14 protein-coding genes are annotated in these 12,995 nt (G+C 64.7%); 7 read left to right on the plus strand and 7 right to left on the minus strand.

From position 1 onward, the window contains the following. Positions 1 to 73: 73 nt before the first annotated feature. The 3 genes from EPB08_RS17000 to EPB08_RS17010 all read left to right on the plus strand — a co-directional run bounded on the left by EPB08_RS17000 (position 74) and on the right by EPB08_RS17010 (position 2,382). A complete protein-coding gene (locus EPB08_RS17000; RefSeq protein ID WP_130620304.1) occupies positions 74 to 757 on the plus strand; it encodes a histone H1-like repetitive region-containing protein in 684 nt (227 codons plus the stop codon). 132 nt (positions 758 to 889) lie between these two features. Beyond that, complete coding sequence (locus tag EPB08_RS17005; RefSeq protein ID WP_130620305.1) at positions 890 to 1,279, plus strand: hypothetical protein; 390 nt, start codon at positions 890 to 892, stop codon at positions 1,277 to 1,279. An 80-nt stretch (positions 1,280 to 1,359) separates the two neighbouring features. Then, positions 1,360 to 2,382 (plus strand): aminopeptidase, encoded by a 1,023-nt coding sequence (locus tag EPB08_RS17010; protein WP_130620617.1) that lies wholly within the window; start codon positions 1,360 to 1,362, stop codon positions 2,380 to 2,382. Here the strand turns inward: EPB08_RS17010 and EPB08_RS17015 are convergent. After that, complete coding sequence (locus tag EPB08_RS17015) at positions 2,379 to 3,200, minus strand: cytochrome c (protein ID WP_130620306.1); 822 nt, start codon at positions 3,198 to 3,200, stop codon at positions 2,379 to 2,381. The two genes, EPB08_RS17010 and EPB08_RS17015, sit on opposite strands and share 4 nt — an antisense overlap. Positions 3,201 to 3,533: 333 nt before the next feature. Here EPB08_RS17015 and pncB point away from each other — a divergent pair, with 333 nt between their 5' ends. Then, positions 3,534 to 4,730 (plus strand): nicotinate phosphoribosyltransferase, encoded by a 1,197-nt coding sequence (gene pncB / locus EPB08_RS17020; protein WP_130620307.1) that lies wholly within the window; start codon positions 3,534 to 3,536, stop codon positions 4,728 to 4,730. Between the two features lie 195 nt (positions 4,731 to 4,925). Here pncB and EPB08_RS17025 read toward each other — a convergent pair whose 3' ends face one another. The 3 genes from EPB08_RS17025 to EPB08_RS17035 all read right to left on the minus strand — a co-directional run bounded on the left by EPB08_RS17025 (position 4,926) and on the right by EPB08_RS17035 (position 7,511). Further along, on the minus strand, positions 4,926 to 5,735 hold the full coding sequence (locus EPB08_RS17025; RefSeq protein WP_205746381.1) for a MetQ/NlpA family ABC transporter substrate-binding protein: 810 nt from the start codon (positions 5,733 to 5,735) through the stop codon (positions 4,926 to 4,928). A 64-nt stretch (positions 5,736 to 5,799) separates the two neighbouring features. Then, positions 5,800 to 6,483, minus strand: coding sequence for a methionine ABC transporter permease (locus EPB08_RS17030; RefSeq protein WP_130620308.1), 684 nt, complete (start codon positions 6,481 to 6,483; stop codon positions 5,800 to 5,802). Next, positions 6,480 to 7,511 (minus strand): methionine ABC transporter ATP-binding protein, encoded by a 1,032-nt coding sequence (locus EPB08_RS17035; protein WP_130620309.1) that lies wholly within the window; start codon positions 7,509 to 7,511, stop codon positions 6,480 to 6,482. The genes EPB08_RS17030 and EPB08_RS17035 overlap by 4 nt, the downstream gene beginning before the upstream one ends. A 136-nt stretch (positions 7,512 to 7,647) precedes the next feature. Between EPB08_RS17035 and EPB08_RS17040 the strand changes: the two genes are divergently transcribed. Then, a complete protein-coding gene (locus EPB08_RS17040) occupies positions 7,648 to 8,133 on the plus strand; it encodes a glutathione peroxidase (RefSeq protein ID WP_130620310.1) in 486 nt (161 codons plus the stop codon). Here EPB08_RS17040 and dacB read toward each other — a convergent pair. Beyond that, positions 8,118 to 9,671, minus strand: a complete 1,554-nt coding sequence (dacB, locus tag EPB08_RS17045; protein ID WP_229238384.1) for a D-alanyl-D-alanine carboxypeptidase/D-alanyl-D-alanine endopeptidase — start codon at positions 9,669 to 9,671, stop codon at positions 8,118 to 8,120. The two genes, EPB08_RS17040 and dacB, sit on opposite strands and share 16 nt — an antisense overlap. Before the next feature lie 148 nt (positions 9,672 to 9,819). On the opposite strand from dacB, the gene EPB08_RS17050 reads away from it, so the two are divergent. Continuing rightward, positions 9,820 to 10,302 carry an FKBP-type peptidyl-prolyl cis-trans isomerase gene (locus EPB08_RS17050; RefSeq protein WP_130620312.1) on the plus strand — a complete coding sequence of 161 codons (483 nt, stop codon included), beginning with the start codon at positions 9,820 to 9,822 and terminating at the stop codon, positions 10,300 to 10,302. Positions 10,303 to 10,405: 103 nt separating this feature from the next. Here EPB08_RS17050 and EPB08_RS17055 read toward each other — a convergent pair whose 3' ends face one another. Then, the gene (locus EPB08_RS17055) at positions 10,406 to 10,882 is read right to left on the minus strand and encodes a hypothetical protein (RefSeq protein ID WP_130620313.1); all 477 of its coding nucleotides are present in this window, start codon (positions 10,880 to 10,882) and stop codon (positions 10,406 to 10,408) included. Between the two features lie 487 nt (positions 10,883 to 11,369). On the opposite strand from EPB08_RS17055, the gene EPB08_RS17060 reads away from it, so the two are divergent. Then, on the plus strand, positions 11,370 to 11,732 hold the full coding sequence (locus tag EPB08_RS17060; RefSeq protein ID WP_165418524.1) for an RcnB family protein: 363 nt from the start codon (positions 11,370 to 11,372) through the stop codon (positions 11,730 to 11,732). A 55-nt stretch (positions 11,733 to 11,787) separates the two neighbouring features. Here EPB08_RS17060 and EPB08_RS17065 read toward each other — a convergent pair whose 3' ends face one another. Then, positions 11,788 to 12,885, minus strand: coding sequence for a phospholipase A (locus tag EPB08_RS17065; protein ID WP_130620315.1), 1,098 nt, complete (start codon positions 12,883 to 12,885; stop codon positions 11,788 to 11,790). Positions 12,886 to 12,995: the final 110 nt, after the last annotated feature.

Below are 12,995 nucleotides of genomic sequence, written 5' to 3' on the forward strand. Positions count from 1 at the left end.
TGCGGTGTTAATCCTCGACCTGCCTGGCGAGCAGGGCGTCGGGCTTTCTCGACAACCGCAGGAGTGAAGACGCATGGCAACGACGCGCAAGCCGGCCGCGAAAAAATCCTCGGCCAGGAAAGCAGCCACCAGCAAAAGCACCCGCAAGACCGCTACCCGCAAGACCGCCGCGAAGAAGCCCTCCGCACGCAAGTCCACTGCCAAAAAGACCGCCACCCGAAAGGCACCGGCGCGCAAGACCGCTACCCGCAAGGTGGCGGCACGCAAGGGCGCCACCCGCAAGAGCACGGCCAAGAAGGCGGTACGCAAGACCGCCGCCAAGCGGCCGGTCGCGCGCAAGGTGACAGCCAGTAAAAAGGCCGCGAAAAAAACCGCGCGCAAGACGCCCGCGAAGAAAGCCGCACCGCGAAAGACGGCGGCAACCAAGACGGCACGCAAGGTCGTCACCCGCAAGACCGCGCCACGGCCGGTGCACAAACCGGCCGCCGCCAAGCGTGCGGTGAGCCGCCCAGCCGAGGCCACGCCGCGCAAACGGGCGAGGAAGCATCTGACGCCGCAGGAAGCGGCAGCCCATATCCAGGCCCTGCTGGAAGCCAAGCAGGAGCGCGTCAAACAGGGGCCGACCTGGCCGGGAGCCGGGCAGCCACCGTCCAGCGACATGGGCAGCCACGGCAATGGCAATCACGACACGAGCGTATCCAGCGAAGCCGTCTATGGCCATATCCGCCAGCCACCTGAACGCGGCGGCAGCGACTGAACGAGCGCAACGTCCGTTGCTGAATTCATGCGCATGGCTGGCCGAAAAAGTTTCCAGCCATGTGCACGACATTCACGTCGCACTTAGCGGCGCAGGTCCACAGTGGAGTCATCCTCCACTGAGGTCACGATCATGAAACGCGTGCTTGCCGGTGTTGCCCTGATGGTCGCCACCGCGGCGTTATCCGGTTGTTACTACGATCCGGGCTACAGCTACGTGCGACCGGTGGCCGCTTACGGCGGTGGCGACGCGTATTACGGCAGCGGTTACACGTACAGCTATGCGCCCGGGTATTACTACCCGAGCTATGGCTACTACGGTTATGGCTACGGCTGCTGCTACGGGCCGGCCGTGAGCATCGGCATCGGCGGTGTCTGGTACAGCGGGCACGGCGGCTATTACGGACACGGTGGGTACTACGGGCACGGCGGCTATTACGGTCATGGTGGCTACTCCGGGCGCGGGAGCTGGCACGGTAGTAGCGGTAGCCATGGCAGCTGGAGCGGCGGCCACGGCCACTGAAGTCAGGGCACAATCGCGGCATGAGGTTGTCGATCTTCATGCCGCCAAGCGGAAAGATCCTCGGGCCCATCGCGTTGGCGATGGGCCTCATGCTTTCTGCCTGCAGCACGGTGGGCTACTACGCGCATGTGGCCGAAGGGCAGGGCGAGCTGGTGCTGCATCGGCGCGACGTGGCCAAGGTGGTCGACGACCCGGCGACCGACCCTGCGGTAAAGCAGCGCCTGGCGCTGGCGCAGCAGGCGCGGCGGTTCGCCACCACGGACCTGAAACTGCCTGACAACCGCAGCTACACCAGCTATGTGCAATTGGACCGGCCCTACGTGGTGTGGAACGTGTTCGCCACGCCACGCTATTCGGTGGAGCCGGTGACGCACTGCTTTCTGTTTGCCGGTTGCGTGGCCTATCGCGGTTATTTCTCGCACGACAAGGCCTGGCGGGAGGCGGCGCGCCTGGAGGGGCAGGGCGACGATACCTATGTGGGTGGCGTGCCCGCGTATTCGACGCTGGGCTGGTTCGCCGATTCCATCCTGAGCAGCATGATGCACTGGGATGATGACGAGTTGGCCAGCACCATTTTTCACGAGCTGGCCCATCAGCTCATCTACGTGAAGGATGACAGCGCGTTCAACGAGTCCTTTGCCACCTTCGTGCAGGAGGAGGGGCTGCGCCAGTGGCGGCAGTCGCGCGGCATGCCGCCCCAGGACCAGCACGGCAAGGCGATGGACGATGCCTTTACCCAGCGCGTGCTGGATCTGCGCGAACGGCTGAAGGCCTTGTACGCCAGCGGCATCGATGACGCGGCCATGGAGGCGGGCAAGCAGCGCGAGATTGCCCAATTCCGCACGCAATACGCGCAATGGCGCGCGCAGGAGTGGCCGAACGACCATCGTTACGACGCATGGGTGGCAGCGCCCATCAACAATGCCCGGTTGTTGCCGTTCGGACTGTACGACCGCTGGACACCCGCGTTCGCGGCGCTGTTCAAGCAGGCCGAAGGGCAGTGGCCTGCGTTCTATGCCAGCGTGCGTGCGCTGGCACGGATGCCGCAGGCCCAGCGCGAACAGAACCTGCAGCAGTGGCTCGCCGCTGGCGGTCTGCCCTAGGGTTTCTCGAGGCCTGCCTTGCGCCCGCTCATGTGCCGAAGATAGGTGAGCAGCTCATCCAGCTCGGCGTCGGACAGTGCCTGGTGGTCGAAGCCCGGCATGCGCGCCTGCGGCCAGTACCGCAATGACTGCGGATCGCGGATGTAGGCGCGCAACAGGTCTTCGCGCAGGTACTCGGTGGGGTTGTGCGGGACATTGAGGTCGGGGCCCAGCCGCGCGTCACCCTGGCCGTTGAGCGTGTGGCAGGCGAAGCAGGTGCGCTGGAACACGGCGAAGCCCTTGCGGATCGCACTGTCCGGTTTCAGTGCCTTGTCAGGCGTGATGGCCGGAAAGCGTTCCGCCGCCGGCGCCAGGCGCCGGATGGTGGCCAGCTGGAACGGCCACTGCTCCGGACCGATGCGCATGGCTTGCGGGTCGGTCCACACCACGTAGAACGGGCCAGCGGCCTTGCCGTCGGCTATCGACGGCCAGGGATGCGCCGGATCTTCAATGGCCAGCCAGGCTTCGGAGCCATGCGCCTTCAGGATCTGGGTGGCGGGCATTTCCGCCGCGAAGCCGTCGGTGGCCACGAACAGCAGCGCGTCATCGGCATCCGCCCCCTGCAGCAGGGCCTTCAGCGGCACCGCGCGGTAGTGCATGGCGCGCTTGAACGACACGTCATCGGGGATGGTGATGGTGCGAACGTCGCTACGGGCCAGTAGCTGCTCGGTGCGGTAGATGCGCGCACCCTGGCCGAGGTCGACGGTCAGCTCGGCGGCCCGCAGGGGCAGGGCGAAGCAGAGGGCCAGCAGGCATAAGCGGCGCAGCAGGGCGGGCATCGGTCGTTCCCTTGGGGCAAGGGCGCCGATTGTAGGCGGGTCCGCCAGCTTGCCAAAAGCTGAACGGATCCGTCGGGGCGCTTGAACTAGGGCCGGGCGGCCCACACTAACCAACCGTATCGCCGTGACGGCGACAAGAAGTGGTGCAGCTTCATCGTGCCACTGGGGGGTCGGTCCCTTTTCCCCCTCTTTGTTAGGACCGGCCTGACAAAACCCCGCTAGCCCCTCCCCTGGCTACCGGGGTTTTTATTTGCCCGCGTTCCGGGCGCGCTCGCCTCCATGCCGTCCGGGGCGGGATAATCTCGCCACTCCCCCGTGCCGCGCGAGCGACCGATGATCGTTTCCTCCCTGCTCGACACCGACCTGTACAAGTTCTCCATGATGCAGGTGGTGCTGCACCACTATCCGGCCGCCCAGGTCGAATACAAGTTCAAGTGCCGCAACCCCGGCGTCGACCTGGTGCCGTACATCGACGAGATCAAAGCCGAACTGCGGCAGTTGTGCTCGCTGCGCTTCACGGTGGAAGAGCTGGACTACCTGCGTGGGTGGCGCTTCATCAAGAGCGACTTCGTCGACTTCCTCGGCCTGTTCCAGCTCAACGCGAAATACATCGACATCCATCCCGCGCAGGACGGGGCCGGCGAGATCGAGATACGCATCCGCGGCCCATGGCTGCACACCATCCTGTTCGAAGTGCCGCTGCTGGCCATCGTCAACGAGGTGTACTTCCGCAATACCCAGCCGGGACTCGACCTGGAGGAAGGGCGCCGGCGCCTGCGCGAGAAGATCGCGCTATTGCGCGACTCCGACGGTTTCGAGAACTGCAGGGTCGCCGATTACGGGACGCGCCGCCGCTTCTCACGTTCCTGGCATGAGGAGGTGGTGACCACCCTGCGTGACGGGCTGGGATCGCAGTTCGCCGGCACCAGCAACGTGTGGCTGGCGTGGAAGCTGGGCCTGACACCGCTGGGTACGCTGGCGCACGAATACCTGCAGGCGCACCAGGCGCTGGGTCCGCGCCTGCGCGACTCGCAGGTGGCGGCGCTGGAGACCTGGGCGCGCGAATACCGCGGCGACCTGGGCATCGCCCTCTCGGACGTCTATGGGCTAAGTGCGTTCCTGCGCGATTTCGACATGTACTTCTGCAAGCTGTTCGACGGCACGAGGCACGACTCGGGCGATCCGTTCGCCTGGGGCGAGCGCGTGCTGGCGCACTACCGCGCCAACCGCGTGGATCCGCGCACCAAGGTGCTGGTGTTCAGTGACGGCCTGGACATCCCCAAGGTGATGGCGCTGTACAAGCACTTCCACGGACGCTGCCAGCTCGCCTTTGGCGTGGGCACCAACCTCACCAACGATGTGGGGCCGGAACCGCTGCAGATCGTCATCAAGATGATCCGCTGCAACGGCCAGCCGGTGGCGAAGATCAGCGATTCGCCGGGCAAGAACATGTGCGAGGACAACGCCTACGTGACATACCTGCGGCAGGTGTTCGAGATCCCTGCGGAGCAGGATCCGGTGATGGCCTGATCGCCGTGGGAGACGCCGTGTGCTCCCTGGCCATCATGCTTCATCCCCACTCACCGTCATTCCGGCGAAAGCCGGAATCCAGTGACTTTTGCATGGTCACGTGGGGGGAACAAAGGCTCTGGATTCCGGCTTTCGCCGGAATGACGGTAAGGAATAATCGCAGGCGTCGCGAGACCAGGCGTCCCGCCCGCACGCTCAGAATGCCGGCAGCACCGCGCCCTGGTACTTCTGCTCGATGAACTGCTTCACTTCCGGGCTGGTCAATGCCTTGGCCAGCTTCTGGATGCGCGGGTCGTCCTTGTTGTCCGGGCGTGCCACCAGGTAGTTCACGTACGGCGAGTTCTTGTCTTCGATCAGCAGTGCGTCCTTGGTCGGGTTGAGGCCCGCCGCCAGCGCGTAGTTGGTGTTGATCAGGGCCAGGTCCACTTCATCCAGCGTGCGCGGCAGCATCGCCGCTTCCAGCTCGCGGAACTTCAGCTGCTTCGGGTTCGCCGTGATGTCCTTGAGCGTGGACAGCTCATTGCTCGGATCCTTCAGCGTGATGATGCCGTGCTTGGCCAGCAGGAGCAGGGCGCGGCTGTTGTTGCTGGGATCGTTGGGCAGGGTGACGGTGGCGCCGTCCGGCAGCTGGTCGATCGACTTGAGCTTGCGCGAGTAGGCGCCGAACGGCTCGATGTGCACGCCCGTCACAATGGTCAGGTTGGTGCCGCGCTCGCGGTTGAACGCATCGAGGTAAGGCTTGGTCTGGAAGTAGTTCGCGTCGATCGACTTCTCCAGCACCTGCGTATTGGGCTGGACATAGTCGGCGAACACCTTGATCTCCAGGTCCACGCCTTCCTTCGCCAGGATCGGCTTGACCTGCTTGAGGATTTCCGCGTGCGGCACGGCGGTGGCGGCGACCACCAGCTTCTGGCTACCGGCTTCCGCGCCGCCATGGGACGAAGAACAGCCCGCCAGCAGGAACAGGGCGGAAAAAATGGCAATGAGCTTATGCATCTTCGTCATGACGGCGCTTTCTGTGGTGCGGCGCAACAGAATAGCCGTCCATACCGCCGGATGCAAAAACGTGTCACTGGTGACGCGTGTAATGCGCCACGATGCGGTCGCCGAGCATCTGCAGCAGCTGGACCAGCACGATCAGCAGCACCACCGTGACCAGCATGTAATCGGACTTGTAGCTGAGGTAGCCGTAGCGGTAGGCGAGGTCGCCCAGGCCGCCTGCGCCGATGGCGCCGCCCATGGCGGTATAGCCCACCAGGGCGATCGCGGTGACCGTGGCGCCCGCGATCAGGCCGCCGCGGGCCTCCGGCAGCAGCACGTGGCGCACGATCTGCCAGGTGCTGGCACCCATCGCCTGGCTGGCTTCGATCACGCCACGTTGCACTTCGCGCAGCGCGGTCTCCACCAGGCGTGCGAAGAACGGTGCGGCGCCGATCACCAGCGGCGGGATGGCGCCGCGAATGCCCAGCTTGGTGCCGACCAGTACATAGGTGAGCGGCATCAGCACGATCATCAGGATGATGAAGGGAATCGAGCGCAGGATGTTCACCACCAGCGACAGGACCGCGTAGAGCTTGGGCATCGCGCGCAGCTGGCCCTTGCCGGTGAGGTACAGCAGCACGCCGATCGGCAGGCCGATCGCCACGGTGAGCAGCAGCGAGCCGCCGAGCATCAACAGGGTGTCGATGCAGGCATGGCCGATCTCGCTCCAGTCGTCGATGTTGGGAAACAGGCTTTCCAGCGGGGAGCTCATGCGTGGTTCTCCGGCGACGGCGGGGTGATCTCTTCGACTTCGATGCCCGCCTGGCGCAGGCTGGCCAGCGCGTCGTCGACGCGTGCGCCCTGCATGGCCAGGGTGAGCTGGCCGTAGGGCAGGTCCTTGATGCGGTCGATGCGGCCGGCCAGGATGTTGAAATCCACGTCGGTTTCGCGCGCCACGCGACCCAGCGCCGGCGTCCAGGTGGCATCGCCGCGGAACGACAGGCGCAGTATGCGCCCGGGTACATGCGCAAACGGCGCCTGTTCGCCGGCAGCCTCCTCGGGCAGCGCTTCGTTGACGAAGCGGCGCGTGGTCGGATGCTTCGGGTGCAGGAACACGTCGGCCACCGCGCCGCTCTCCACGATGGTGCCGGCGTCGAGCACAGCCACGCGGTCACACACGCGGCGCACCACGTCCATCTCATGCGTGATCAGCACGATGGTGAGCTTCAGCTCGCGATTGATCTCCAGCAGCAGGTCGAGCACTGCCGCGGTGGTCTGCGGATCGAGCGCGCTGGTGGCCTCGTCGCACAGCAGAATCGACGGCTGGTTGGCCAGTGCGCGCGCAATGCCTACGCGCTGCTTCTGGCCGCCGGACAACTGCGAGGGGTACTTGTCCGCATGCGCGCTCAGGCCCACGCGGGCGAGAAGCTCGTCAACGCGGCGGCGGATGGCCGTTGCGTCCCGCTCGCCGGCGAGGCGCAGCGGGAAAGCCACGTTCTGCGCCACCGTCTGCGAGGCCAGCAGGTTGAAGTGCTGGAAAATCATGCCGATCCGCTGCCGCTTTTCGCGCAGCTGCGCGTCGCTCAGCGACGTCATGTCGGTGTCGTCCACGAAGATGTGACCGCCGCTCGGGCGTTCGAGCAGGTTGATCAGACGTATAAGCGTCGATTTGCCCGCGCCCGAGTGGCCGATGATGCCAAACACCTCGCCACTGGCGATGTCGAGGTCGAACGTGTGCAGGGCGGGAACGTCCTTGCCGACGACGCGGTAGGACTTGTGCACGGCCTGGAATCTGATCACGGGATACCTTCTGGGGGAGCCTGCGGCATGGGCCTGGGGTCAGGCACCGGCGTGGCCGGTGGACGCAAAGCATAAGGCATGTGCCGGGCAGGGCGGGCGCGACTAAACTGTGCACCCCATCCTGAGGATCGCCGCCATGACGTCCGTCTATGACTTTTCCGCCCGCGACATCGATGGCCAGGAGCGCTCGCTCGCCGAGTTTCGCGGCAAGACCCTGCTGATCGTCAACGTGGCCTCCAAGTGCGGGTTCACGCCCCAATACACCGGGCTGGAGGCGCTGTGGCGCGGCGATCGCGACAAGGGGCTGGTGGTGCTGGGTTTCCCATGTGACCAGTTCGGCCACCAGGAGCCGGGTGACGAAGCCGAGATCCGCAATTTTTGCTCCACCAGCTACGACGTGAGTTTCCCGATGTTCGCCAAGGTCGAGGTGAACGGCGAGGGCGCGCACCCGCTCTACAAGTGGCTCAAGAGCGAGGGCAAGGGCATCCTGGGCAGCGAGGGGATCAAGTGGAACTTCACCAAGTTCCTGGTCGACCACAACGGGCAGGTGGTGAAGCGCTATGCGCCCACCGATACGCCCGAAAAGATCGGCAAGGACCTCAAGGCTCAGTTGGCCGGATGAGTCGCCACGCTCGGTGCCGATGGCGGCACCGTGATGCGGTTGCGCAAGCTGGCTAGCAACACCGCAATCGCATCGATGTCGCGCGTGGCGCTGGGCGCGCCCGGCGGCGGATCGTAATTGTTGAGCATGATGGCGAACGCCAGCCGTTCGCCATCGCCGGTAGTGACGTAGCCGGCCAGGCAGTGCACGTAGCTCATGCTGCCGGTCTTGGCGCGCAGGTTGTTCTGGGCAGGCGTGTTACGCATGCGCCACTGCAGGGTGCCATCCACGCCGGCAAGCGGCAGTGCTTCCTGCAGCGCGGCGGCATAGGGTTGGGTGGCGAGGAAGGCGAGCAACCGTGCCATGGCGTTCGGTGTGGCGAGATTGCGACGGGAGAGCCCGGTACCTTCCTCGATCACGCTGGCCGCGGGCGCAATGCCCATGTGCTCGAGCAGCTGCTGCATGGCGCGTATGCCCCAGCGTTCGCTGGTGATGAAACCGGTGTCGCCGTTCTGCTGCGCAGCGTCGGCCTGCGCCTTGACGCCGGAGAGCAGCAACAGGTTCTGCAGATAGAGGTTCTGCGAGCGCTTCAGGCCACGATCCAGGATTTCACTCACTGGAGGCGACAGCACCTCGGCCAGCGTGCGTGGCTGGGCATCCAGCACGGTATCGCGGCGCGGCCAATGTACCGAGACCACCTTGCCGTCGAGCTCGATGCCATGGCGCGCCAGCGCCTGTTGCAACAGGGTGCCGGCGAAACGGGCGGGGTCCGGCACCGCGAGCTTGTAGGTCTGCGCGGGCGATTTCGCCGCCATGTTGCCGAAGGCATACAGCACGCTGTCGCCCGGGGCCCGGTAGAGGTTGATGTCGCTGCGCGAATGCGCCGCGCTCGTTACGACCTCGCTCACCACGCTGGGCATCGCGTCACTCGGTTCGAGGCTGACCGAGGCCGCGGCGCCGGCGCTGGAGGCCGGCGTGAGGGTGACGTCCACCTGGTTCTCGCGAACGCTCAATGCCGTGGCGGGCACCGCGAACCAGCTCTGCAGGTCGATCGCTTCCCAGCCGGTGCCCATCATCGGGCTTGCGAAATACGTGGCATCCGCCACCAGGTCGCCGTGCACGCGGCGCAGACCCTGCGCTGCCAGTTGTCCAGCGAGCTGATCCGCCCACTGGGCGGTCGACGGATCGACACCCAGCGTCGGATCGCCCATGCCATACAGCACCAATGGCCCGTTCAGACGGCCGTTGCGGATCTCGCTGGCGGCGAGCACGCGGGTGGGAATGCGGTAATCGGGCCCCAGTTCGCTCAGCGTCACCGCCGCAGTAAAGAGCTTGGCGGTGGAGGCCGGCTGGAAAAGCTGGTCGGCGCGATGGCTGTAGACCGTGCGTCCGCTGTCCAGCGAGATCACCGATATGCCCCAGTCGGCCCCGGCAAAGCGCGGCTGGCTGATTACGCCATCGATCTGCTCGGTGAGCGTAGAGGGCGCCTGTGTGGCCCGTGGCGGCTCGTCCCTGGCACATGCCGCCGTCACGAGGCAACCCAGCACGGCACCGAGCATGACGGCGAAACAGCGGCGAAATAGGGGGTGTGACGTGCCCATGGGTGGAGTATCGCCAATCCGGCCCGTCGGTGCCTATGGGCGGGGTCTGTTACCCTTGTCGTTCGCGCCGCGACTCCTGGCGCTTCCTTCCCCATTCGAGATCATCATGCAGATCGCACAGAATTCCGTTGTGTCCTTCCATTACACGCTGACTGACGACCAGGGCCAGGTGCTCGACAGCTCGGAAGGTCGCGAGCCGTTGGTCTACCTGCAGGGCGTGGGCCAGATCGTGCCGGGCCTCGAGAAGGCGATGGAAGGCCGCAAGGTGGGCGACCAGTTCAAGGTCGACGTCGTGCCGGAAGAAGGCTACGGCGTGCACCACCCGGAACTGATGCAGGAAGTGCCGCGTGAAGCGTTCCAGGGCGTGGAAGACATCCAGCCGGGCATGCAGTTCCAGGGCCGCGGCCCGCAGGGCGTCATCAACGTCACCGTGACCAAGGTCGACGACGAGAAGGTGCACATCGACGGCAACCACCCGCTCGCCGGCCAGACCCTGCATTTCGATGTGGAAGTGACCGACGTGCGCCAGGCCAGCGAGGAAGAGCTCGCCCATGGCCATGTGCACGGCGAAGGTGGCCACCACCACTGAGTGGTCGATGGAGCGCTGGCATGACGGCCGGCGCCCCATGTCGCAAGCGGCGCATCGCAACGGTGCGCCGTCCGCAAATGGTCCGCGTGTTGCGTGTGGATCGTCAGGGGCTGGTCGCTGCGGCCACGCTGCCGTCAGCCGCGAGCTTGACGCCCAGTGCCTTGGAAATATTTCCCCACACCTGGCCTTGGCTGCGAAGGGCGAGCACGCCAGGCGTCTGCGCGGGACCATCAGGCGCCATGATCGCTCCGCCATTCAAGACTGCCTCGATCTGCCCCGCCGTCGGCTGCGTGATACCCACCTTGAGCAAGGCTGCCTGCGCGAGCGCCAGCGCCATCCTGATGTTGTCGTAGCCCAGTTTGCCGGTTCTCGGTGCGAAGGTGCTCTGTGCTGCTCGGGTCGTTGGCGACGTTGGCATGACCAGCGTGCCCCGGGTTCCGTTGAATAGCCCCTCGATGAGCGCCTGCGCATTGCTGCGAGAGCCCGCAAAGGTGGCATAAGTATCGGCCAGTCCGGTTTTCTCCTGCTCGCTGGAAGGCGCCGCGGGCGGCTCCGTTGCGAACGCAAGCGAACTGATCATGCAAAGAATCATGGCCATGCCCAACGATGAAAACAGCTGCAAATGCTTTTTCATGGTGTGCCTTTGGAGGATGGACGTGCGTACTCCCTGGTGATTCCAAGGGAGTTCCTGACGGACTGTGCAGTGGCGATGCGGTGCTGCAGCAAAAGGCGGGGCGTGCTATCGCCCGGGCGACGGATAGTCGCCTAACGGATCCCGCGTGAAAAGGGCCGCGGTTCGCAGCTTCGGCGTGCAGGGGCGAACGAAGTCATCGATTGCGGTCGGTTTGGCCATCCATTCTGTGCCGTGCATCGCATAACGAGGGAGGTCGAGGCTATGGCGGTGACGATGAACGAATCCCGCATGGCATGCCACCGTTTTGCCTGGATTCGGCCAAGGGCTGAAGGTTTGTGCCATGTTGACTATGCGCTGGATGGGTTTGATGCCGCGCACCCGGCACCTATTTCATGCGTGCCGAAATCCTTTTCACTGTCTGGATGGAGTTTCCATGAAACGTCTGCTGATTCTTGCCTTTACGACGGCTGTGTTGTTCGCCGGAAGTGGGATGGCCATCGCCGGTCCACAGGAAGGACACGGCGACGACAAGCATTGGGACGATCACGACCACGATCATGGCCACAACCCCAAGGACGAGGGGCGGCATGACAACGGGCAGCACAAGGGTTGGTACAAGAAGGGCGATCGCTTGCCGGATCGCTACTACTCGCGCGACTACTACGTCACCGATTACCAGCGGTATCACCTGCGTCGACCGGATCCCGGTTATCGCTGGGTGCGTGCCGACGGTGGCCAGTTCTACCTGACCCTGATCTCCAGCGGTGTCGTTATCGACGTATCCGGCGGTCTTTGATTCGCCAGCGTGCAAAAAGGAGCGCCGCCATCGCATCCGACGGCGGCGTTCTTCGTCAATACCAATCGAGCAACGAGAGGCCGATGCCCAGGTACGTGGCGTTGTGGTTGTAGTCGATCATGCTTTCACCATAACCCTTGAACAGCTCCATGTAGCCGCGCAGGTTGCCGGCGATGGGGAATGCCCAGGTGAATTGCGCGGCACCATGGCTTTCGCTGCCGCCCCGCAGCGAATGGCGCAGCATCAGCCCAAACTCCTGGCCCTTCCATTCGCGGATGATCTGCATGTCGGCCCGGCCCATGTAGTTGCTGATGTCGGGATTGTTGTCGTCCGTGCCGCCTTCGGGAACGCGCCACCAGGGCCTGAGCATCACCGTCCAGCCGTCGCGCTCGAAACCCGCATAACCCATCACGCGATTCCAGCTGCGTGACAAAGGGTCGGAGCGGCCGTTGGATTCGTGATTGACACCGATGCCGAGCAGCCGCCCGCTCCAGCCGGCCACGTCGTAGTTGGTGTTGAACACCAGCATGGCCTCGGGCTCGTAGTTGGTTTCGCGGAACGGTCGCGAGATGTCCTTGTTGTAGACCTGCCAGTGGGAGGTTTGCGTATAGGCGACCCACACATCGCCGGCATCACCGAACACGCCCTGCCACACCTTGGTCTTCAGGCTGAGCTGGAACTTGGCTTCGATGTTATCCAGGTCCTGCGGCGTGTTGACGGTGTTGATCGGGTTCGGGCTGTGTGGCTGCGTGTTCTGGTTGCTGGTGGCGAACACCGGCATGATCGTGATCGGCTTATAGCCACGCAGGTTGAACGTACCGAGCTTGCTCTCGGGTGTGAGCTCCCAGCGACTGTCGAGTAGCGAGAGAGACTTCACCTCGTTCTCCTCGGGCGATGTATCCGCCTGCGCTGGTGCCTCGTGCCCGAAAACCGCGGCGTTCGGCGACTTGGTTGTCTGCGTGGTCGGCTCGCTCTTCTTCTGAGCGGCAGGGAGACTGGCTCGACCAGTGGCGCGGTCATAACAGGCCAGGCGTTGCGAATCGGTTTCGATGGCCGTGCAGGCGCGAATGTCCATCGGATCCGGATTTTGCGCACGAACGGTCAGGGGCTGGCCAAGCACGAGCATCACGGCCACGCATGGAATCAATCGCATCGGTGGGCTCCGTCCACGTCTGGCGCGATACCGGCAATCTCCGGTTCGCAGCGCTCATGCCCGAACGCAGGCAGGTCGCGCAAAAAAGCGGGCCAGTCCGCAGGACTGGC

Origin of the sequence: Dyella amyloliquefaciens, from assembly GCF_004296575.1 — a bacterium.
In the GTDB taxonomy this organism is placed as follows: Bacteria; Pseudomonadota; Gammaproteobacteria; order Xanthomonadales; family Rhodanobacteraceae; genus Dyella; species Dyella amyloliquefaciens.

Coding starts and splice junctions, on each gene's coding strand:
- dacB (WP_229238384.1), bottom strand. CDS start 9,671: ATGCTCGGTGCCGTGCTGGGTTGCCTCGTGACGGCGGCATGTGCCAGG.
- pncB (WP_130620307.1), top strand. CDS start 3,534: ATGATCGTTTCCTCCCTGCTCGACACCGACCTGTACAAGTTCTCCATG.
- EPB08_RS17030 (WP_130620308.1), bottom strand. CDS start 6,483: ATGAGCTCCCCGCTGGAAAGCCTGTTTCCCAACATCGACGACTGGAGC.
- EPB08_RS17065 (WP_130620315.1), bottom strand. CDS start 12,885: ATGCGATTGATTCCATGCGTGGCCGTGATGCTCGTGCTTGGCCAGCCC.
- EPB08_RS17040 (WP_130620310.1), top strand. CDS start 7,648: ATGACGTCCGTCTATGACTTTTCCGCCCGCGACATCGATGGCCAGGAG.
- EPB08_RS17000 (WP_130620304.1), top strand. CDS start 74: ATGGCAACGACGCGCAAGCCGGCCGCGAAAAAATCCTCGGCCAGGAAA.
- EPB08_RS17025 (WP_205746381.1), bottom strand. CDS start 5,735: ATGACGAAGATGCATAAGCTCATTGCCATTTTTTCCGCCCTGTTCCTG.
- EPB08_RS17005 (WP_130620305.1), top strand. CDS start 890: ATGAAACGCGTGCTTGCCGGTGTTGCCCTGATGGTCGCCACCGCGGCG.
- EPB08_RS17015 (WP_130620306.1), bottom strand. CDS start 3,200: ATGCCCGCCCTGCTGCGCCGCTTATGCCTGCTGGCCCTCTGCTTCGCC.
- EPB08_RS17055 (WP_130620313.1), bottom strand. CDS start 10,882: ATGATCAGTTCGCTTGCGTTCGCAACGGAGCCGCCCGCGGCGCCTTCC.
- EPB08_RS17010 (WP_130620617.1), top strand. CDS start 1,360: ATGGGCCTCATGCTTTCTGCCTGCAGCACGGTGGGCTACTACGCGCAT.
- EPB08_RS17060 (WP_165418524.1), top strand. CDS start 11,370: ATGAAACGTCTGCTGATTCTTGCCTTTACGACGGCTGTGTTGTTCGCC.
- EPB08_RS17050 (WP_130620312.1), top strand. CDS start 9,820: ATGCAGATCGCACAGAATTCCGTTGTGTCCTTCCATTACACGCTGACT.